The organism is Pseudomonas sp. FH1 (assembly GCF_000510895.2).
Classification (GTDB): domain Bacteria; phylum Pseudomonadota; class Gammaproteobacteria; order Pseudomonadales; family Pseudomonadaceae; genus Aquipseudomonas; species Aquipseudomonas azotoformans_A.
Genome location: NZ_AOHM01000101.1, coordinates 1 through 16,449 on the forward strand (window position 1 = coordinate 1; position 16,449 = coordinate 16,449).

Genomic DNA, 16,449 nt, shown 5'->3' on the forward strand with positions numbered 1-16,449 from the left:
CCCGTGTGATCGAGTACCAGACTGGCGGCGCGCTGAGCTGGGATTGATTCCTCAGCTCATCCCCCCATTAAGCCCTGACACGTTCAGGGCTTTTTTATGTCCGATGAATGGCCACTTCTTGAAGCACATCAAGCTGACCACCTCGCCCCAAAGGGTTCGGATCGCATCACCAATGCTGTAGCCTTGTGCCCCAATTGACATCAGCGTAGTGATCGGGATGCCTTCACCGAGGTGGCTTTACGCCAAAGTCGGAAGATTGGCACGGGAGTAAACTCCCGCTGTCACACCTGATGCACACTCAAAAAATACCAGATAGGACCGAGGCCAACCCGTGAACCCAGACATGCTCGAAGCCGGCCCCGCTGATGCCAAAGTACTTTCCGTCTTTGACTTCGACGGCACCCTGACCCACCACGACAGTTTCGTGCCCTTCCTCAAGTTTGCCTTTGGCCCTGGCGAGTTCTATGGCCGGATGGTCAAGCTGGCGGTGCCGGGGCTGCGCTTTTTGGTGCGGCAGATCAGCCGGGATGAGTTGAAGGCGCAGTTGATCCGCACCTTTATGACCGGGGTGGAGAAGGCGTGGGTGCAGCAGAAGGCCGAGGAGTATTGCCAGAAGACCTGGGCGCGGCTGATGCGGCCGACGGGGGTGTTGTCGGTTGAGCAGGAGTTGGGCTCCGGGGCGGAGGTCACGCTGTGTTCGGCGTCGCCGGCGTTGGTGTTGCAGCCGTTTGCGAATCGGCTCGGGATCAAGTTGATCGGGACTGAGCTTGAGGTGGTGGATGGAGTGTTGACCGGCAAGCTCACCGGGAACAACTGCCGCTGTGAGAACAAGGTGCTGCGGCTTGAGGCGGTGTATGGGGATTTGGGCGAGTATCGGCTGCGGGCCTGGGGCGATACGCGTGGGGATAGGGAGTTGCTGGCGGCGGCGCAGGATGCGCACTTTCGGCATTTTCATGCGAAGAAGAAGCGGGCTCGGTTGCAGCGGTGATGCGGGTGGGTGGGGGTGGCGGGTAGACCGAGGCGATTCCTTCGCTGCCTCGCTGAAGCTCGACAGCTCCCATATTTGAGCCGATGAGCACCGAGGGCCGCGCACTAGCATGGGGTGCTAGTGCGCGGATGGCCCATTCCGATCAATGGTCACCGCTTCCCAATTCTTGATCTTCAAATGCGGATCGCACCGCTTCCAAAACCCGTTCGGCTAGGTGAATCACTTCCAGCTGCGGATAAGCTTTCTTTAATTTCCCCGATACCTGCCAGCTATTTTCCTTTAACGAGCGAATGACTCGGTTTGCGTCCTGATCAGGCATTTCCAGCACTTCTTTTAGCCGTTCCTGGGCGCGCTGAAAGATGACCAACACACGCGCTTCATCAGCCATCTCTATACGAACCGTGTGCGCCACTACCTGTGCCGTATACAAGACTTGTTCGGTCAAGTCGGGGTAGCGCCACGCGAATTGCGCATCGTCGTAGTCATCGAAGACCAGATTGCTGCGGGTTCCGTCGTCGTAGACTACAAGTTCTCCAAATCGATAGGAGCCAGCGTAGCGTTGCATGAATGGTCGCGAAAATGCCTCCAGCGTACGATCGTAACGCGCCCGGAAATCAATCGAGCTTGTGATTGTGGCCGACACTGGCAGGATTACGCCATCAGGCACCGCCTTATCACGGATCAAGGTATCGTTGATCAGAAAGCGATGGATCCGACCATTGCCGTCTCGCATGGGGTGGATATAGACAAAAGCGAAAGCGATTACAGCGGCCCGGGCCAGCGGCTCAGCGCCCCGTGTTGCCAACTCGAATGCTTTCAAGCCATCAAGCAGTTGCGTCAGCACCTCAAATTGCGGCGCAATGTAGTGCACGATGTCCTCGCGCATGGTGGCCTGCCCCACGAAGACCGGTGAGTGCCGTAGACCCAGCCCGAGCGCCTCTTCCCCTAAGATACCGGCTTGCAAGGTGTGCAGGCTTTCATTACTCAACGGATTGTCGATGTGCCCACAGTACTTGGCGATCACGTGGGCAAACCGCTGGATCCTGTCGGCTTTGTCTGCCTCTCTCTCGATCAAAAAGCTGGCACGCGACTCCTTGAACGTCAGCCAACTTGCCGTGCGCATCAGGATATCAGCGCCAAAGGCCTGGTTCAGCTGCAGCAGTGACGCCCCCAGATCAAATTGCAGCGCTTCCTGCACGGCTTCGGTACGACGAATCAAGGGACAGAGCGCAGGCACTCCGGGCAGATTATCGTTGATGCGCCAGCGTCGTACCCGCAGAGACTCAACGCGGGTCAGGTAATGCTGTGATGAAACGGCATCGACGTAGCCGCCGTTGGTGACATCTGGCACATCAAGATGCAGTCCCGTTAACCACTCGTACAGGAATCCGGTCCGGCGGGCATATTGACCAAAGGGCGTTTGCCGGCACCAGGCTTCGACGGGGTCAGGGCCGGCCACAGCGAATAGGCGAGCGAAGAATTCGAGGTGAATTTCTTCGTACTTGAGCCCGAACTCGAAATGCCCTGCAAAGTCGTCCGAGGGTTGGTAGCTGAGGGGGTACTTACGCTCGATATGTCCATTGCTCTCGTGGCTCATACGGGTCGTACCGATTACCGATTCGACGCGTAGTGGCTGTGCTAGCGCGATATGGTAGCGGTCAGCGAGTGCCTTGAAGCCTACCTGCATGGTCAAATCCCCTAACGAACGCTTAAAAACGATAACTATTAGGGAATGGTAGGCGAAAACGATAATTTTGTGAGTACGAAAATGCTAATGCGCTATTAAATTTGCTAACAAATCAGCTATTTCATTTGAAAACGATAACGACCTGAAAGAAAGCGATCCGAGTTGAGGGGCCGTCCGGAAACCGAGGCGATCCCTTTGCAGCCTCGCTGGGGCTCGACAGCTCCCACAGTTGATCTCTGTCGCTCGGAGGGACGGTGTTTGGCTTGAGTGTTATGTCGTGGCTTTGAGGTCCACGCCCAGCGCTGTGGCGAAGGCTTTTACCATCGGGCTTCTGGGGGCGTTGTGGCGCAGGATGAGGTTGAAGGCGGTGCTGAGGTGAACCTGCTCCGGGCACAGTGCGAGCAGGCGCCCTTCTCTCACCAAGGGCATGGCGTAGTGTTCGGGCAAGAAGCCGAGGAAACGGCCAGTAAGGATCAGGATCGCGACGGCTTCGACTTGTGAGGCCGAGGCGGACTGGCTGTCGTAGTTGACGAAGTTGACCTTGTCGCGGTGGATCGCATAGCGATGATTCACTACTTCGTATTGGCGTAGCACGTCGGGCGTGATATCGCTCGCGTTGAACAGTGGATGTCCTACAGCACAGTAGGCGTGAGCCTTTTCTTCGTACAGCGGGAAATAGTCGAATTCTTCGCGGCGTTGGTACACCGGCACGATGCCGACAATCAGCCGTCCTTCCACCACGCCGCGTTCAACTTCATCCAATTGCGAGGCATGTAAGCGCAATCTAATTTTGGGTGATTCGCTATGTAATTTCCCCAGTGCGGTAATGAGCGGGGAATTAACGTCGGAAACAGTGTTATCAATAACCCCCACACTAAGGTCACCAATAAGCTCGTTTTGCGCCGAACTAAGCTTGTCGCGAAAACTGTCCACCGAGGTAAATAATTCGATGGAGGCTTGATACACCAACTTGCCTTCTTCGGTCAGCCCGAACCCTTCCCGCCCCCGTGTACACAGGCGCATGCCGATGCGGATTTCCAGGTCGGAGATCTGTTTGCTGATCGCCGCCAAGCCCACGTTCAGCTCGTTTTGCGCGGCGCTGAAGCCGCCCGCTTCGACCACGGCCATGAATACGCGCAGCAATTTGAAGTCCAGCCCGCTCAACTGCAGGGGCGGTCTTGAGCCGGGTTTTGGCGGTAGGTTTCCAGAAGTGGAAAGTGGGGTTTCCATAATACGCGTTGACCTCAAGTGCCATATTCAACAGGCTTCAACCCAGTCCTTGAACATAGCCAGGCGGCGATAATGAACATAAACATCCGCCCTTGGCAACCTTGAATACGGCGCGTCAGACGCTGGTTCAGTCTAGTTGAAAACTTATTTTTACTGCCTCCGACTCTTCTAAAAACAAGCGTGAGGAATACCCATGTCCCAGCCCACCGACCGCCTTTGGGGCGCTCGTTTCAAGACCGGTCCGTCTGCTGCATTGGCCGCATTGTCCCGTTGCCCTCAGCGCTACTTCCGCCTGACGCCCTACGACCTGGCCGGCTCCCGTGCCCATGCCCGTGAGTTGCAGCGCGCCGGTTTACTTGACGAGTCGGAAACCCTGCGCACCCTGGAGGCCCTGGACGGTATTGGCGCAGATTTCGCCGCCGGCAATCTGCATCCGACCCTGGATGATGAGGACGTACACACCTTCATCGAGCGCGTATTGACCGAGCGCCTCGGCGCCCTGGGTGGCAAGCTGCGTGCAGGGCGTTCGCGTAACGACCAGACCGCCAATGACCTGCGACTTTTCCTACGGGACCATGCGCGCACCATCACCACTGAAGTGCTGGGTTTGCAGCAGGCGCTGGTGGATCAGGCCGAGCAGCATATCGAGAGCATTTGCCCCGGCTTCACCCACTTGCAGCAGGCGCAGCCGATTGTGTTCGCCCATCATCTGCTGGCTCACGCTCAGTCCATGCTGCGCGATGTGCAACGTCTGGTGGATTGGGATGCGCGCACGGCGTTGTCGCCGTTGGGTGCGGCCGCCATGGCAGGTTCTGCGATTGCCCGTCAGCCAGAGCATTCCGCCAAGGAAATGGGCTACACCGGCCCGTGCGAAAACTCCATTGACGCCGTCGCCAGCCGTGACCATGTGGCGGAATTCCTGTTTGTGGCGGGCATGCTCGGGGTGAATATTTCGCGCTTGTCCGAAGAGTTTTGCCTGTGGTCTTCGCGGCAATTTCGCTGGGTAGTGCTGGACGATGCCTACGCTACTGGCAGCTCGATCATGCCGCAGAAAAAGAACCCGGATATCGCTGAACTGGCGCGAGGCAAGGCGGGGCGGTTGATTGGCAACCTGACGGGATTGATGTCGACGCTCAAGTCGCTGCCACTGTCGTACAACCGCGATTTGAGTGAAGACAAGCACAGCGTGTTGGACAGTGTGGATACCTTGCTGCTGGTGTTGCCGGCGATGGCTGGAATGGTCGCGACCATGAAGGTGCAGGTGGAAGAACTGCGGCGTCAGGCGCCGATGGGCTTTACCTTGGCGACGGAAGTGGCCGATTGGTTGGCCACCCGTGGTGTGCCGTTCAAAGAGGCGCATGAGATTACCGGCGCATTGGTGCAGGCCTGTGAGAAGCATGAGATTGAGTTGTGGGAAGCCTCGCCGGCGATGTTGGCGGAGGTGGATGCTCGGTTGACGCCTGAGGTGCGCGACTGCCTGACATTGGAAGCGGCGATTGCAGCCCGCAGTGGTTGGGGTGGGACGGCGCCGGAGCGGGTTCGGGAGCAGATTGGGCGGTTGAAAGTGGCATTGGCCGAACAGCAGACGTGGGCCGAGAGTTACCAGGGATTTCGCATTTAAGCCTGTGGGTGATGAGGTGTCTGGCCGGGCGCTTTCGCAGGCAAGCCAGCTCCCACATTGGATCGGGTTTTAACAGTTGGACCGAGTACAGCGGTAGTCGCTTTTTTTGGAGATTCACCATGAACCAAACCCCGGCCGAGCGCTTGGAAGCCGAGCGCAAGTTGTCCGAGAACCAGTTCGATATCACGCAGTACGAGCATGTGCCGCGTCGCTATTACGGGCGGATGTTTTTTGCCACCTTGATCGTGATCGTGCTGGCCGCGCTGTTGCGTGCATTCGCCAACGGCCAGATCGAATGGTCCTACATCGGGCAGTTCCTCACGTCTGAGGCCATTCTGTGGGGCCTGGTGAACACCATCGTCATGTCGATCCTGGCGATGGCGCTGGGCGTGGTGATCGGCGTGATCACGGCGATCATGCGCATGTCAGCCAACCCGATCCTGCGCTATGTGGCCATCACCTACACCTGGCTGTTCCGCGGCACGCCGCTGATCCTGCAACTGCTGCTGTGGTTCAACCTGGCGTTGATTTTCCCGGTGATCGCGATTCCTGGCCTGTTCAGCATCGACACCGTCGACCTGATGACGCCGTTCGTGGCCGCCCTGCTCGGCCTCAGCATCAACCAGGGCGCCTACACCGCCGAGGTGGTGCGCGCAGGTCTACTCTCGGTCGACACCGGCCAATACGAAGCTGCCAAGTCCATCGGTATGCCGAGCCTGCAGGCGCTGCGTAGGATCATTCTTCCGCAGGCGATGCGCGTGATCATTCCGCCTGTAGGCAACGAGTTCATCAGCATGGTGAAAATGACCAGCCTGGCCAGCGTGATCCAGTACTCGGAGCTGCTGCACAACGCGCAAAACATCTACTACGCCAACGCGCGGGTCATGGAGCTGCTGATTGTGGCCGGCATCTGGTACCTCGCGGTGGTGACTGTTCTTTCATTTGGTCAAAGCCGCCTCGAGCGTCGTTTTGCCCGCGGCGCCGGCAAGCGTTCGTAAGCCTGGGTTGAGGAGATTTGCCCCATGAGAAGCATCGTCAAGGCCGTCAACCTGAACAAGTATTACGACCAGTATCACGCGCTGCGCGACATCAATATCGAGGTCGAGCAAGGCGAAGTGATGTGCATCATCGGCCCGTCGGGTTCCGGTAAAAGCACCCTGCTACGTTGCGTCAACCAACTGGAAAAAATCGACAAGGGCGGCCTGTGGGTCGACGGCGAACTGGTGGGTTACCGCGTCGTCGGCAACAAACTGCATGAGATGAATGAATCGCAGATCGCCCGCCAGCGCCTGGCGACCGGCATGGTGTTCCAGCGCTTTAACTTGTTCCCGCACATGACCGTGTTGCAGAACATCATCGAAGGCCCGTGCCAGGTGCTCAAGCGCTCGCCCAAGGAAGCCATCGAAGATGCGCTGGAACTGCTGGCCCGCGTCGGCCTGGCGGACAAGCGCAATGCTTACCCGGTGGAGTTGTCCGGCGGCCAGCAACAACGTGTGGCGATTGCCCGCGCGTTGGCCATGCGTCCCAAGTTGATGTTATTCGACGAACCCACGTCAGCTCTCGACCCGGAGCTGGTAGGCGAAGTGCTGTCGGTGATGCGCGATTTGGCCACCACCGGCATGACCATGATCGTGGTCACCCATGAACTGGGCTTCGCCCGTGAAGTGTCCAACCGCATGGTGTTCATGGATGCCGGCCAGATTGTGGAAGCCGGCAGCCCCGAAGAAATTCTAATAAGCCCACAAAACCCACGTACCCAAAGCTTTATTTCTGCCGTTCGCACTTAACTAAAAAACAAACGAGAACGCCCCCAATGAAAAAATTGTTCATCCCAACCGTGCTTGCAGGCCTCATGGCCTCCACCTGTGTATTCGCGGCATTGCCGGCGGCCATCAAGGACAAGGGCGAGATCAGCGCGGCCATCGTGCCGAACTATCCGCCGATGGATTTCAAGGACCCGGCCACCAACAAGATCACCGGCCTGGACTTTGACCTGGGCAACGCCCTGGCCGAGCGCCTGGGCGTGAAGATCAAGTGGCAGGAAACCGGCTTCGAGCAGATGCTCAGCGGCTTGACCACCAAGCGCGTGGACATCGTGCTGTCGGGCATGTCCGACACCGCCGAACGCCAGAAGGCCGTGACCTTCATCGACTACTTCACCAGCGGCCCGCAGCTCTACACCCTGGCCAAGCGTGAAGACCTCAAGGAATTGACAGACCTGTGCGGTAAAAAAGTCGGCACCAGCCGCCGTACCACCTGGCCGTCGGAAATTGCCGCATGGAGCAAGGAAAACTGCGAGGCGGCGGGTAAGCCGGCGATCGTGGTGATCGGCACTGAAGGTTCGGCGGACGCGCGGGCGCAGTTGCAGCAGAACCGGTTGGATGCGGCGATGCAGGGCAGCGAGACCATTCCTTATTTGATGTCATTGGACAAGGGCAAGTACAAGCCGGTGGGCCTGGCGATTTCCAAGCAATTCACCGGGCTTGGGATCGAGAAGAGCAACACTGAGCTGGTCACCGCGATCAGTGAAGCGTTGCAGGGCATGATCGATGATGGCACGTACGGCAAGATCCTGAAGAAGTGGGATCTGGAGCAAGGTGCTGTAGAGAAGATCACCATCAACTCTGGCCAGTAACCCGATCTAAATGGGGGAGTTGGCTTGCCTGCTCCCCCATTTGATGTGTGTTACGTTGGAAAAATAATAAGGACACTCGCCCCGCCGTGGCCACCTACTCCCTGGTAATCCGCCGCCTGATGATTTGCTCGCTGACCATCGTCATCAGCCGGGCCATGACCAGTCCCTTGATGACCTTGCTGCTGAGCCGACGCCTGGGCCTCGACCAGCAGGACATCGGCTTGCTGATGGGCATCGCGGTGTTTACCGCCACCTTGATGGGCCTGTACGGCGGCTACGTCATCGACCGCATGGAAAAGCGCAAATTGCTGATCCTGGCGATGCTCTCCAGCTCCATCGGTTTTCTGTTACTGACCTTTGCCACCAACCTCTACCTCACCACTTTGACGCTGGTGATTACCGAGTCGGCATCGGCGCTGTTCCTGATCGGCTCCAAGGCGATCATCAGCGAGAACCTGCCGGTTGAGCAGCGCGCCAAAGTGTTTTCCCTGCGCTACACCCTCACCAATATCGGCTATGCCACGGGCCCTATGGTCGGCGTGGTGATTGCCGGGCAAATGCCGCTGCTGCCATTCATGCTGTCCAGCGCCATCGCGTTCATCAGCGTGTTCCTGATGATCGGCATCCCGCCCACCCAACGTGATGAAAGCAGCAAACCCTTGAGTTTTCTCAGCACCCTCAAGACCCTGCGCAACGACCGCAGCCTGGTGCTGTTCACCGGCGGCAGCCTGTTGAGCACCATCGTGCATGGCCGCTATACCTTGTACCTGTCGCAATTTCTGTTGGTGATCCACAACCCGGATGATGCGCTGAAGATTCTTTCCGCGGTCCTAGCCTGTAACGCCATTACCGTGATGTTGCTGCAATACCAGATCGGCCGCTTCCTCAAGCGCGAGCAATTGCGCTACTGGATCCTGCTGGGCACTGCGCTGTTCATCGGTGGCCTGATCGGCTTCAGCCAGGCTGACAGCCTGCTGTCGTGGTGTGTGGCGATGTTCGTGTTTACGTTGGGCGAGATGATTATCTACCCATCCGAGTTCCTGTTTATCGACACCCTCGCCCCCGAGTCGCTGCGGGGCAGCTACTACGGCGCACAGAACCTGGCGGCCTTTGGCGGCGCGCTGAGCCCGGTGATTTGTGGCTATCTATTGATCAACTCACCGCCGACCACGATGTTTTATGCGCTGGCCGGGTTGACGGCGGTGGGCGGAACGCTGTGCTTCCTGAGCGGGCGAAGGGTTGCAGGTTCTTGCTGATATTTACGCAAGATCCCGCTATTAATAGCGAAACCTCTCACGGACCCGAGCCCCATGAAATTCGACACGGCCTACAGCCTGAGTCTCGATGACAAGCTGTCGATCTACGACGTACGAGACCTGAATTTCGACGAAACAACCGACTTCGATTCAGACAAGGACAGCTTCCTCTGCCCCAATGATGAGTGTCGCGCGGCGTTTGATACCGGCAACGCGCTGAGCACCTTCAACGCCAAAAACGTCAATTACCTGCGCACGCCGCATTTCAAGAACAAGACCAGCACCCGGCATATCGACGGTTGCCGTTACGCCAGCACGCACAAGACTGCGACAGGTGAAAATGACGATGAGCGTGAGGACAATTTCCCATCGGAGTTTGTACTCACCCGTCGTCAGTACGAACGCAAAACGCCGCCTGCCGGGGCAGAGGGAAACATCTCACACGATCCCGTGAAGGCGCCTTCAAATCGAAGCTATGCCTCCCACAGCACCAGTGACAGCACTCCAGACAAAACCAGCGTGTTCGCCCACCCCGTGGAATGTTTCGTGTCTAACATCGACGACAAGGACAAGCTCAAGTCCATGCCGTTGAAGATCGGTGAGCACGCCGCAACCTACTGGACGTTTTTCAAGAAGATCGAATACCTGCAGGACAACAAGGGCCTGATCTACTGGGGCAAGATCAAGGCGATCAAGGACTACACCAGCAGCTTTCGCATCGACTTCGAAAAGAAGGTGTGGCTCGACAAGAAGCCATACTCGGTCAACGTTTACTTGAGCAAAAAGCTCATCGAGAACTACCGCAAGCGCAAAGCATTTTTAGAGCAGATCAAGGCAGCGGTGGACAGTGAGCGCGCGTTGTACTGCTTCTTCTATGGGGTGACGCCGGAACTGAAACAGGTGCCGAGCAAGAAGAACCCAGAGCAAACGTTCGGGGTCTTCAGCGCGAACATCGAAAATCTGGACCACCTGATCATTCGGGAGGCGCCAGGGGTGGAATAGCGGGTCCGCGAGAATCCAGTTGATGAGCGGTCAAAACAACTGTACAAAAACACAGTATAGTTTGTCCTCCCCCGTCGAACCTGGAGAAAACCCATGTCCTCTCTGGCAATGAGCTCTTTCGTAGAACAGCAGATCGTCCTGCATCAATTCACCGCCAAGCACAGCGTTCAGGCCCGCGCGATGCTGGGCTGGAGCCGGGAAGACCTGGCTTGCCAGGCCGGTGTGGCGGTTGAAGCGGTTCAACAGTTTGAACACCATCATGACGTAGGTGATGAAACCCGCCTGGCCTTGGCGTTTCGGTTGGAGGCTGAAGGGCTGGTGTTCTTCCCAGGGTTTGCGCCGGGGTGGGGGATGAGTGTGAGGGGATCGTTGCTCACACCCCCCACTGAAGTTGCATTTGAGACGGCAGAGTAAATTTTCAGCCTGCACTCACGCTTATCCCTATTTAGGTATATTCTCTCATGAGTTCATGGAAGCCACTCTTGTGGGTGGGCGCTAGCAAAAAAGATCTCCAATTGATGCCCTGTGCTGTGCAAGACGTATTTGGCTTTGCGCTGCACCTTGCTCAGGAGGGTGGTAGGCATTCACAGGCAAAGGCGTTGAAAGGGTTTGCCAGTAATGCTGTGTTGGAGATCGTCGAGGATTTCGACGGCAATACTTATCGAGGGGTTTACACCGTTCGGTTTGGCTCTGCTGTCTATGTGCTTCATTGCTTCCAGAAAAAGTCGACTAAAGGCATTGCAACCCCGCAACACGATATACAACTGATCAAACAGCGACTCAAGGCGGCGCAGGATCATGCACAAGCATCACAAGGCGATTGAGATCGAAGCAAGCAGTGGCAATGTCTATGAGGATATTGGCCAACCTGATGCCAGTGAAATGCAGGTCAAGGCGCAGCTCGCGGCAAAGATCGGCGAGATCCTCAAAGCCCGTAATCTCACCCAGTCTCAGGCTTCGGTCATCCTTGGTTTGTCACAACCGAAGGTTTCCGAGATGCTTCGCGGAAAGTTCAGAGGCATCAGTGAGGCAAAAATGCTCGAGTGCTTATCACTGTTAGGACGTGATGTGCAGATCGTTATCAGTGCAGCTCCTGCATCTCGTGCTCAGGGGCGTATCGAAGTGCTGTTTGCCTGATTGCCACCCGAGCAGAGCACTCCTATCCAAGGGCTTTGGCGTAATGCGGGAAGCCTCAAGCCTGCAACTGCAGCGCCCGACGCATCATCTGCGGCGGTTGGCCAAAGGCCCTCAGGAAGGCGCGGCGCATGCGCTCCGGGTCGCCGAAGCCCGTTTCGCGGGCGATGATGTCGATGGAGTGATCGCCAGATTCAAGCAGCAGGCGGGCTGCCTCGATGCGCAACCGCTCGATAGCCTTGGCGGGAGACTGGCCGGTTTCGGCACGGAACAATCGGCTGAATTGGCGCGGGCTCAAGTGCGCAACTTCAGCCAACTGCTCTACTGAGAGATCGTCCTGCAAGTGCTGCCGAGCGTAGACCAGGGCGGTTTGCACGCGGTCGGATTTGGGATCGATCTCCAACAGTGCGGAAAACTGTGACTGGCCACCTGCGCGTCGATGGTAAACCACCAATTTACGCGCTACTGCACGTGCAACCTCGACACCCAGGTCATGCTCGACCAAGGCCAGAGCCAGGTCGAGGGCGGCAGTCAGGCCGGCGGAGGTCCAGAGCGGGCCATCGACGGTGAAGATCCGGTCTTCCTCCAGCCGTACATTCGGGTAGGCCTGACGAAAGGTGTGGGCGTGGTACCAATGGGTCGTCGCTTTGCGGCCCTCCAGCAACCCGGCAGCGGCCAGATAAAAGGAGCCGGTGCAGGCCGATGTCACGCGACGCGAAGTGAGCATGGCTTGCTGCAGGTAAGTGAGCATGCCGGGCGTTGCTTGCAGCAGTTCGTTGTCTCCCACTACCAACAGTGTGTCGTAGTGCTGTTGGCCGAAGGGCATGGTAGCGATGGCGAAGCCCATGGAGCTTTTGATCGGCCCACCATGTTCCGACAACAGGTCCACGCGATAGAACGGCTGGTCCAACTCGAAGTTGGCGAATTCGAACACGGTACTGGTGCCCAGGCTGAGCATCTGGAACCCGGGAAACAGCAGAATACCGATGGATACCATGGCGAAACCTCATGTCCCGAAAGGAGGGATATATGACATTGCAGCCAATACATTACACCCATAATCTTGGCTCCAACAAGGCCGCCCTTCCCCGGCCCTTCTGGAGCAACTGCAATGACTCAATCCAAAGGTTATGCCCTGATCACTGGCGCTTCGTCCGGGATCGGTGCCGTGTATGCCGACCGCCTGGCTCGCCAGGGTTACGACTTGATTCTGGTGGCACGCAATCAGCAACGACTCGACCAACTGGCGGCCCGACTGAAAGTCGAGACCCAACGGAACATCCAGGTAGTGGCCGCCGATCTCAACTTGCCTGCCGACCTGGCGCGCATTGAACAGATTCTGCTTGAAGACAGCCGCATCAGCCTGCTGGTGAACAACGCCGGCGTTGGTGCGACGGCGTCATTGCTGGCCTCTGACCCGGACAAGATGGACGCCATGATCCTGCTCAATGTCCTCGCGCTCACTCGCCTGGCAAAAGCCGCCGCGACAAACTTTGTCGCCCAGGGCCGTGGCACCCTGATCAACATCGGGTCGATCGTCGCGGTCGCGCCTAAGTTGTTGAATGGTGTGTACGCCGGCACCAAGGCTTTTGTGCAGGCGTTCAGCGAATCCCTCGACCATGAGCTGAGTGACAAGGGGGTCAGCGTTCAAGTAGTGCTGCCAGGCGCCACCGCCACCGAGTTCTGGGATGTTGCGGGGCTGCCCGTGAACAACCTTCCCGATACCATCGTCATGAGCACGGAAAATCTGGTGGATGCGGCACTGGCAGGCCTTGCCCAGGGCGAAAAGGTGACCATACCGTCATTGCCCGACAGCCTCGACTGGGACGCCTACGAAACAGCACGCCTGGCCCTGGGGCCCAACCTGTCGCATCGCTCCCCCGCAGCACGCTATGGCATCAAAGCTCCGGCTTAACCGCTACCTGAGCGACCTGCTCATACCCATGGGCCACTGCCAGCAAGGTGGGTTCGGTCCATTGGGTACCAAAAAAGTAGGCACTGGTGGGTAGGCCATCCTCATCTACACCAGACCGTACGGCGATTCCAGGATAGCCAGCCGCCGCGACACCGAAGTAACTATTGGTGTCGAAATCCGACACCATCGCGTCCAGGTTTTCTGCCTTGATCGGGTCATCGATCGTGTTTCTGAAATCCTGAATGAGCGCATCCCAAAGTGGCTTGCGTTCCTCTGGCGTCAGGGTTGAGGCGCTGATTTCCTTGAGCACTGGCTGATGATCCGTCTCACTGCCGTCACGTAGATCATTGAACCGGATCAACTCGGTCAACGATTTGACCGGCAACCCAGAACGTTTGCCCAGGTAGGTGTTCAGCTCCTCTTTCACATCCGAGAGCAGCAACTCATCGTAGCGCGAGGCATCAGCCAGCCGCAGGTTGACCGGCACCAACACCGCGCCTTGCTCGCGAAGCACTTCCAGTGTCCGATTGAACTGCGCGCTGTTCTCCACAGGCAAGGTTTCACCCTCTTTGGAGAACGTGGCGGGATAGCCGATACGCTTGCCTTTCAAAGCGCTTGGAACCAGCAACTGCGTGTAATCGATACCTTGAGGCGCTCCTACACTTGCCGGGTCCTTAGGATCACTGCCAGACATGGCATTGAGCATCAGGGCAGCATCGTACACCGAACGCGTCATCGGGCCGGGTGTGTCCTGGTGATGGCTCGCGGGAATAATCCCGTTGCGGTCCAACAGGCCGACAGTGGGCTTGAGCCCGACAATACCGTTGCGTGCTGCCGGCACAATGATCGAACCGTTGGTTTCCGCCCCCACCGCCAAGGGCGCCAACCCGGCTGCAACAGCAGCGGCAGAACCGGAACTGGACCCCCCAACATCGGCATCTGATTGATGAGGATTTCGGGTCTGCCCGCCCCGACTGCTCCAGCCATCCGGACCTCCACGGAACCCCGCCATTTCAGTCATATTGGTTTTACCGAGGATCACCGCGCCCTGCTTGATCAGGTAATCCACCAACGGGGCATTCTTGCCGGCCGCAGCACCGACCAACCCAAACGCACCGGCACTGGTTTGCATACTTTCGGTTTCGATTGTGTCCTTGAGCAAGACGGGGATGCCATGCAGGGGCCCGCGCACATTGCCGCTGGCTCGCTCACGGTCCAACTCGAGCGCGGTCTCAAGTGCCTTGGGGTTGAGCTCTATGACGGAGCTGAGTTGCGGATCCAACCTGCCGATCCGCTCCTGCAGGTAAGCGACCAGACTGGCCGAGGTGAGTCCGCCCGGCTGGGCCATTTGCGTGCCAAGCTCTTTGACACTCAGGTACTCAGTGCCAGCGGGCACGGGTGTTGAAACAGCGGGTGAGTAGTCTCCGGCAAACGACTGTACGACTTGCCGGACCATGGAGCCCATCCCATACGCGATACCTAACATACGACCTCCTGAAGAGTAAGAAATGAAGAAGGACCAACGTTGATCCGTGGCCCAGTCTAAAAACTCCACTCCTCCCAGGCAGCGCGACGCAGGCGATTCAGCGTGTGGGATAGTTCAACGCAGCGGGTGGTTCAGCCTGCAGATCCGCCGCGCGACGAGCGCTTCGATACCCCTGCACCAAGGCCGGCAGCCAATCCTTGGCCCATCGTGCACCGTAGAACCACAGCGTCGCCCCATCCCCAAGGGACTCACCAAACCCTGGGTAACCACTCCAGCACGCCCCGTGGAATGCGCTGCTGCGGCTGTTGGGAAATTGCACTCCACTTGACCACCCATTTGCATTCGACTTGACCAGGTGTTTGCATCGGGCGTGACCAGGCATTTGCATTGGACTTGACCACTCGCCTAGCGAATGATGGGAGGGCTAAAGCAGCGCTGCGGGCCGAACTACCTGTGGCGTGCCATCAATTATGCACATCCACCCCCACGTCCTTAATGCCGAAGTCTTCTTAAAGTCCTCGACGAACTCGGCCGCGATTTCCCCGATATCTTCCCGCAACTCGAACTGGGGGCGCATTGCGTGCAGAACGTCAATACCCATATCTCCGGCAAGAAGCTTGCACATCAGCCTGGTGCGAAGCTTCCAAGGCAGGGTTTTTCCGCGCCTATCAGGATGCTGGTAAACCATGGTGTTTAAATGGGCTGATGCGTGGATGTAGTCAGTGCTGTTCATCCAAATTTGCAAGTGCGCAGGCACGCCAAGATGCAAGACATTGAACGCCAGCCAATCGATTAGGCCAACTGCAACACCGCGCGCCTGGAGCTCCATCGCCAGCATAAGAAGTACTTTGTGTAATGTGCTTGCTGCCTTGATAGCAACCGCTTTTCGACCAAGATGATTCGCTTCGACCACTATCGCGATCAGCGCAGCGAGGGCATCCAGGCTTGCCCTGCGTTCGAGTTTTTCGAGTAGCACTTGAGTAATTGGTTCGCGCTGAACACTGTCCCAAATCATATTGCTGGTGTTGCGATAAAGCACCAGTTGGATGTCAGTGTTTAGTGTTCGGAAGTAACTGTCGAAGCTGATCTTCTGTTGCCGGGAGATCAGCTTCATCAACGTCCATATGGGGTGGTTCAGGTCGCGAGAGGACCCAGGTGCTAGCAGTTCCACCCTGCTCAAGGTCTTGGCCTTGGGCGAGATCATTTTCTGTTCATATCTTGACCACTTGCTTCGGTAATGCCGGATCGTGCCATTCGTGTTCCTTCGAAAAGACTCCTTTTCGAAGTACAACTCAAGGGCATAGGCAGTTTTTAGGCCTGTCCGCTGCTTGAGGCCTTCGAACCAATAGCCCACTGCGAGCATTTCTACCGTGTTGCTCCGGGAGCTGCTATTTTTCGGAATTTGTTCGCGCAAGCTATCTGCGAAATCCGAATAAATTTTTGCAATCTGAATCGCCCCGGGTTTCCTAGACACTCTCCAGGCTCGCTGCGTAAC

Annotated in this window: 17 protein-coding genes and 1 pseudogene; 12 read left to right on the forward strand and 6 right to left on the reverse strand. The window is 57.5% G+C overall.

Annotation, left to right across the window (positions count from 1 at the left end; genetic code table 11):
- Positions 1–138 precede the first annotated feature (138 nt).
- A pseudogene (locus tag H096_RS34605) lies at positions 139–271 on the forward strand (HNH endonuclease); the annotation flags it as partial.
- Between the two features lie 72 nt (positions 272–343).
- Entirely contained in the window at positions 344–988 is a 645-nt protein-coding gene (locus H096_RS24520) for an HAD-IB family hydrolase (protein ID WP_033901931.1), read from the forward strand.
- A 142-nt stretch (positions 989–1,130) separates the two neighbouring features.
- Here the strand turns inward: H096_RS24520 and H096_RS24525 are convergent, their stop codons facing one another.
- Both H096_RS24525 and H096_RS24530 read right to left on the reverse strand, forming a co-directional pair.
- Complete coding sequence (locus H096_RS24525) at positions 1,131–2,675, reverse strand: Fic family protein (protein WP_033901932.1); 1,545 nt, start codon at positions 2,673–2,675, stop codon at positions 1,131–1,133.
- Positions 2,676–2,945: 270 nt separating this feature from the next.
- Complete coding sequence (locus H096_RS24530; RefSeq protein WP_033901933.1) at positions 2,946–3,905, reverse strand: LysR family transcriptional regulator; 960 nt, start codon at positions 3,903–3,905, stop codon at positions 2,946–2,948.
- A gap of 193 nt (positions 3,906–4,098) precedes the next feature.
- Here H096_RS24530 and argH point away from each other — a divergent pair, with 193 nt between their 5' ends.
- From argH to H096_RS24575, 9 genes are all read left to right on the forward strand, one after another.
- Positions 4,099–5,526: an argininosuccinate lyase gene (gene argH / locus H096_RS24535; protein ID WP_033901934.1), complete on the forward strand. Its 1,428-nt coding sequence runs from the start codon at positions 4,099–4,101 to the stop codon at positions 5,524–5,526.
- A 119-nt stretch (positions 5,527–5,645) separates the two neighbouring features.
- Positions 5,646–6,524: an amino acid ABC transporter permease gene (locus H096_RS24540; RefSeq protein WP_016979819.1), complete on the forward strand. Its 879-nt coding sequence runs from the start codon at positions 5,646–5,648 to the stop codon at positions 6,522–6,524.
- 24 nt (positions 6,525–6,548) lie between these two features.
- Complete coding sequence (locus H096_RS24545; protein WP_010208290.1) at positions 6,549–7,313, forward strand: amino acid ABC transporter ATP-binding protein; 765 nt, start codon at positions 6,549–6,551, stop codon at positions 7,311–7,313.
- Positions 7,314–7,339: 26 nt separating this feature from the next.
- Positions 7,340–8,161, forward strand: coding sequence for an ABC transporter substrate-binding protein (locus H096_RS24550; RefSeq protein WP_033901935.1), 822 nt, complete (start codon positions 7,340–7,342; stop codon positions 8,159–8,161).
- An 86-nt stretch (positions 8,162–8,247) separates the two neighbouring features.
- The gene (locus H096_RS24555; RefSeq protein WP_033901936.1) at positions 8,248–9,417 is read left to right on the forward strand and encodes an MFS transporter; all 1,170 of its coding nucleotides are present in this window, start codon (positions 8,248–8,250) and stop codon (positions 9,415–9,417) included.
- Positions 9,418–9,471: 54 nt separating this feature from the next.
- Positions 9,472–10,419: a hypothetical protein gene (locus tag H096_RS24560; RefSeq protein WP_033901937.1), complete on the forward strand. Its 948-nt coding sequence runs from the start codon at positions 9,472–9,474 to the stop codon at positions 10,417–10,419.
- Positions 10,420–10,512: 93 nt separating this feature from the next.
- A complete protein-coding gene (locus H096_RS24565) occupies positions 10,513–10,833 on the forward strand; it encodes a helix-turn-helix transcriptional regulator (RefSeq protein WP_033901945.1) in 321 nt (106 codons plus the stop codon).
- A gap of 47 nt (positions 10,834–10,880) precedes the next feature.
- The gene (locus tag H096_RS24570) at positions 10,881–11,243 is read left to right on the forward strand and encodes a type II toxin-antitoxin system RelE/ParE family toxin (RefSeq protein WP_033901938.1); all 363 of its coding nucleotides are present in this window, start codon (positions 10,881–10,883) and stop codon (positions 11,241–11,243) included.
- Positions 11,218–11,556 (forward strand): helix-turn-helix transcriptional regulator, encoded by a 339-nt coding sequence (locus H096_RS24575; RefSeq protein WP_033901939.1) that lies wholly within the window; start codon positions 11,218–11,220, stop codon positions 11,554–11,556. Before H096_RS24570 ends, H096_RS24575 begins: the two co-directional genes overlap by 26 nt.
- A gap of 55 nt (positions 11,557–11,611) precedes the next feature.
- On the opposite strand, the gene H096_RS24580 is transcribed toward H096_RS24575, so the two are convergent.
- A complete protein-coding gene (locus H096_RS24580) occupies positions 11,612–12,550 on the reverse strand; it encodes a GlxA family transcriptional regulator (protein ID WP_033901940.1) in 939 nt (312 codons plus the stop codon).
- A 114-nt stretch (positions 12,551–12,664) separates the two neighbouring features.
- On the opposite strand from H096_RS24580, the gene H096_RS24585 reads away from it, so the two are divergent.
- Positions 12,665–13,468 (forward strand): SDR family oxidoreductase, encoded by an 804-nt coding sequence (locus tag H096_RS24585; RefSeq protein ID WP_033901942.1) that lies wholly within the window; start codon positions 12,665–12,667, stop codon positions 13,466–13,468.
- Here the strand turns inward: H096_RS24585 and H096_RS24590 are convergent.
- The 3 genes from H096_RS24590 to H096_RS24600 all read right to left on the reverse strand — a co-directional run bounded on the left by H096_RS24590 (position 13,452) and on the right by H096_RS24600 (position 16,428).
- Positions 13,452–14,954 carry an amidase family protein gene (locus tag H096_RS24590; protein ID WP_033901943.1) on the reverse strand — a complete coding sequence of 501 codons (1,503 nt, stop codon included), beginning with the start codon at positions 14,952–14,954 and terminating at the stop codon, positions 13,452–13,454. The two genes, H096_RS24585 and H096_RS24590, sit on opposite strands and share 17 nt — an antisense overlap.
- A gap of 97 nt (positions 14,955–15,051) precedes the next feature.
- Entirely contained in the window at positions 15,052–15,273 is a 222-nt protein-coding gene (locus H096_RS33585; RefSeq protein ID WP_241495541.1) for a hypothetical protein, read from the reverse strand.
- Positions 15,274–15,378: 105 nt separating this feature from the next.
- Entirely contained in the window at positions 15,379–16,428 is a 1,050-nt protein-coding gene (locus tag H096_RS24600; protein WP_241495542.1) for a hypothetical protein, read from the reverse strand.
- Positions 16,429–16,449 lie beyond the last annotated feature (21 nt).

Coding starts and splice junctions, on each gene's coding strand:
- H096_RS24545 (WP_010208290.1), top strand. CDS start 6,549: ATGAGAAGCATCGTCAAGGCCGTCAACCTGAACAAGTATTACGACCAG.
- H096_RS24520 (WP_033901931.1), top strand. CDS start 344: ATGCTCGAAGCCGGCCCCGCTGATGCCAAAGTACTTTCCGTCTTTGAC.
- H096_RS24560 (WP_033901937.1), top strand. CDS start 9,472: ATGAAATTCGACACGGCCTACAGCCTGAGTCTCGATGACAAGCTGTCG.
- H096_RS24570 (WP_033901938.1), top strand. CDS start 10,881: ATGAGTTCATGGAAGCCACTCTTGTGGGTGGGCGCTAGCAAAAAAGAT.
- H096_RS24585 (WP_033901942.1), top strand. CDS start 12,665: ATGACTCAATCCAAAGGTTATGCCCTGATCACTGGCGCTTCGTCCGGG.
- H096_RS24540 (WP_016979819.1), top strand. CDS start 5,646: ATGAACCAAACCCCGGCCGAGCGCTTGGAAGCCGAGCGCAAGTTGTCC.
- H096_RS24530 (WP_033901933.1), bottom strand. CDS start 3,905: ATGGAAACCCCACTTTCCACTTCTGGAAACCTACCGCCAAAACCCGGC.
- H096_RS24580 (WP_033901940.1), bottom strand. CDS start 12,550: ATGGTATCCATCGGTATTCTGCTGTTTCCCGGGTTCCAGATGCTCAGC.
- H096_RS24565 (WP_033901945.1), top strand. CDS start 10,513: ATGTCCTCTCTGGCAATGAGCTCTTTCGTAGAACAGCAGATCGTCCTG.
- argH (WP_033901934.1), top strand. CDS start 4,099: ATGTCCCAGCCCACCGACCGCCTTTGGGGCGCTCGTTTCAAGACCGGT.
- H096_RS24590 (WP_033901943.1), bottom strand. CDS start 14,954: ATGTTAGGTATCGCGTATGGGATGGGCTCCATGGTCCGGCAAGTCGTA.
- H096_RS24575 (WP_033901939.1), top strand. CDS start 11,218: ATGCACAAGCATCACAAGGCGATTGAGATCGAAGCAAGCAGTGGCAAT.
- H096_RS24525 (WP_033901932.1), bottom strand. CDS start 2,675: ATGCAGGTAGGCTTCAAGGCACTCGCTGACCGCTACCATATCGCGCTA.
- H096_RS24550 (WP_033901935.1), top strand. CDS start 7,340: ATGAAAAAATTGTTCATCCCAACCGTGCTTGCAGGCCTCATGGCCTCC.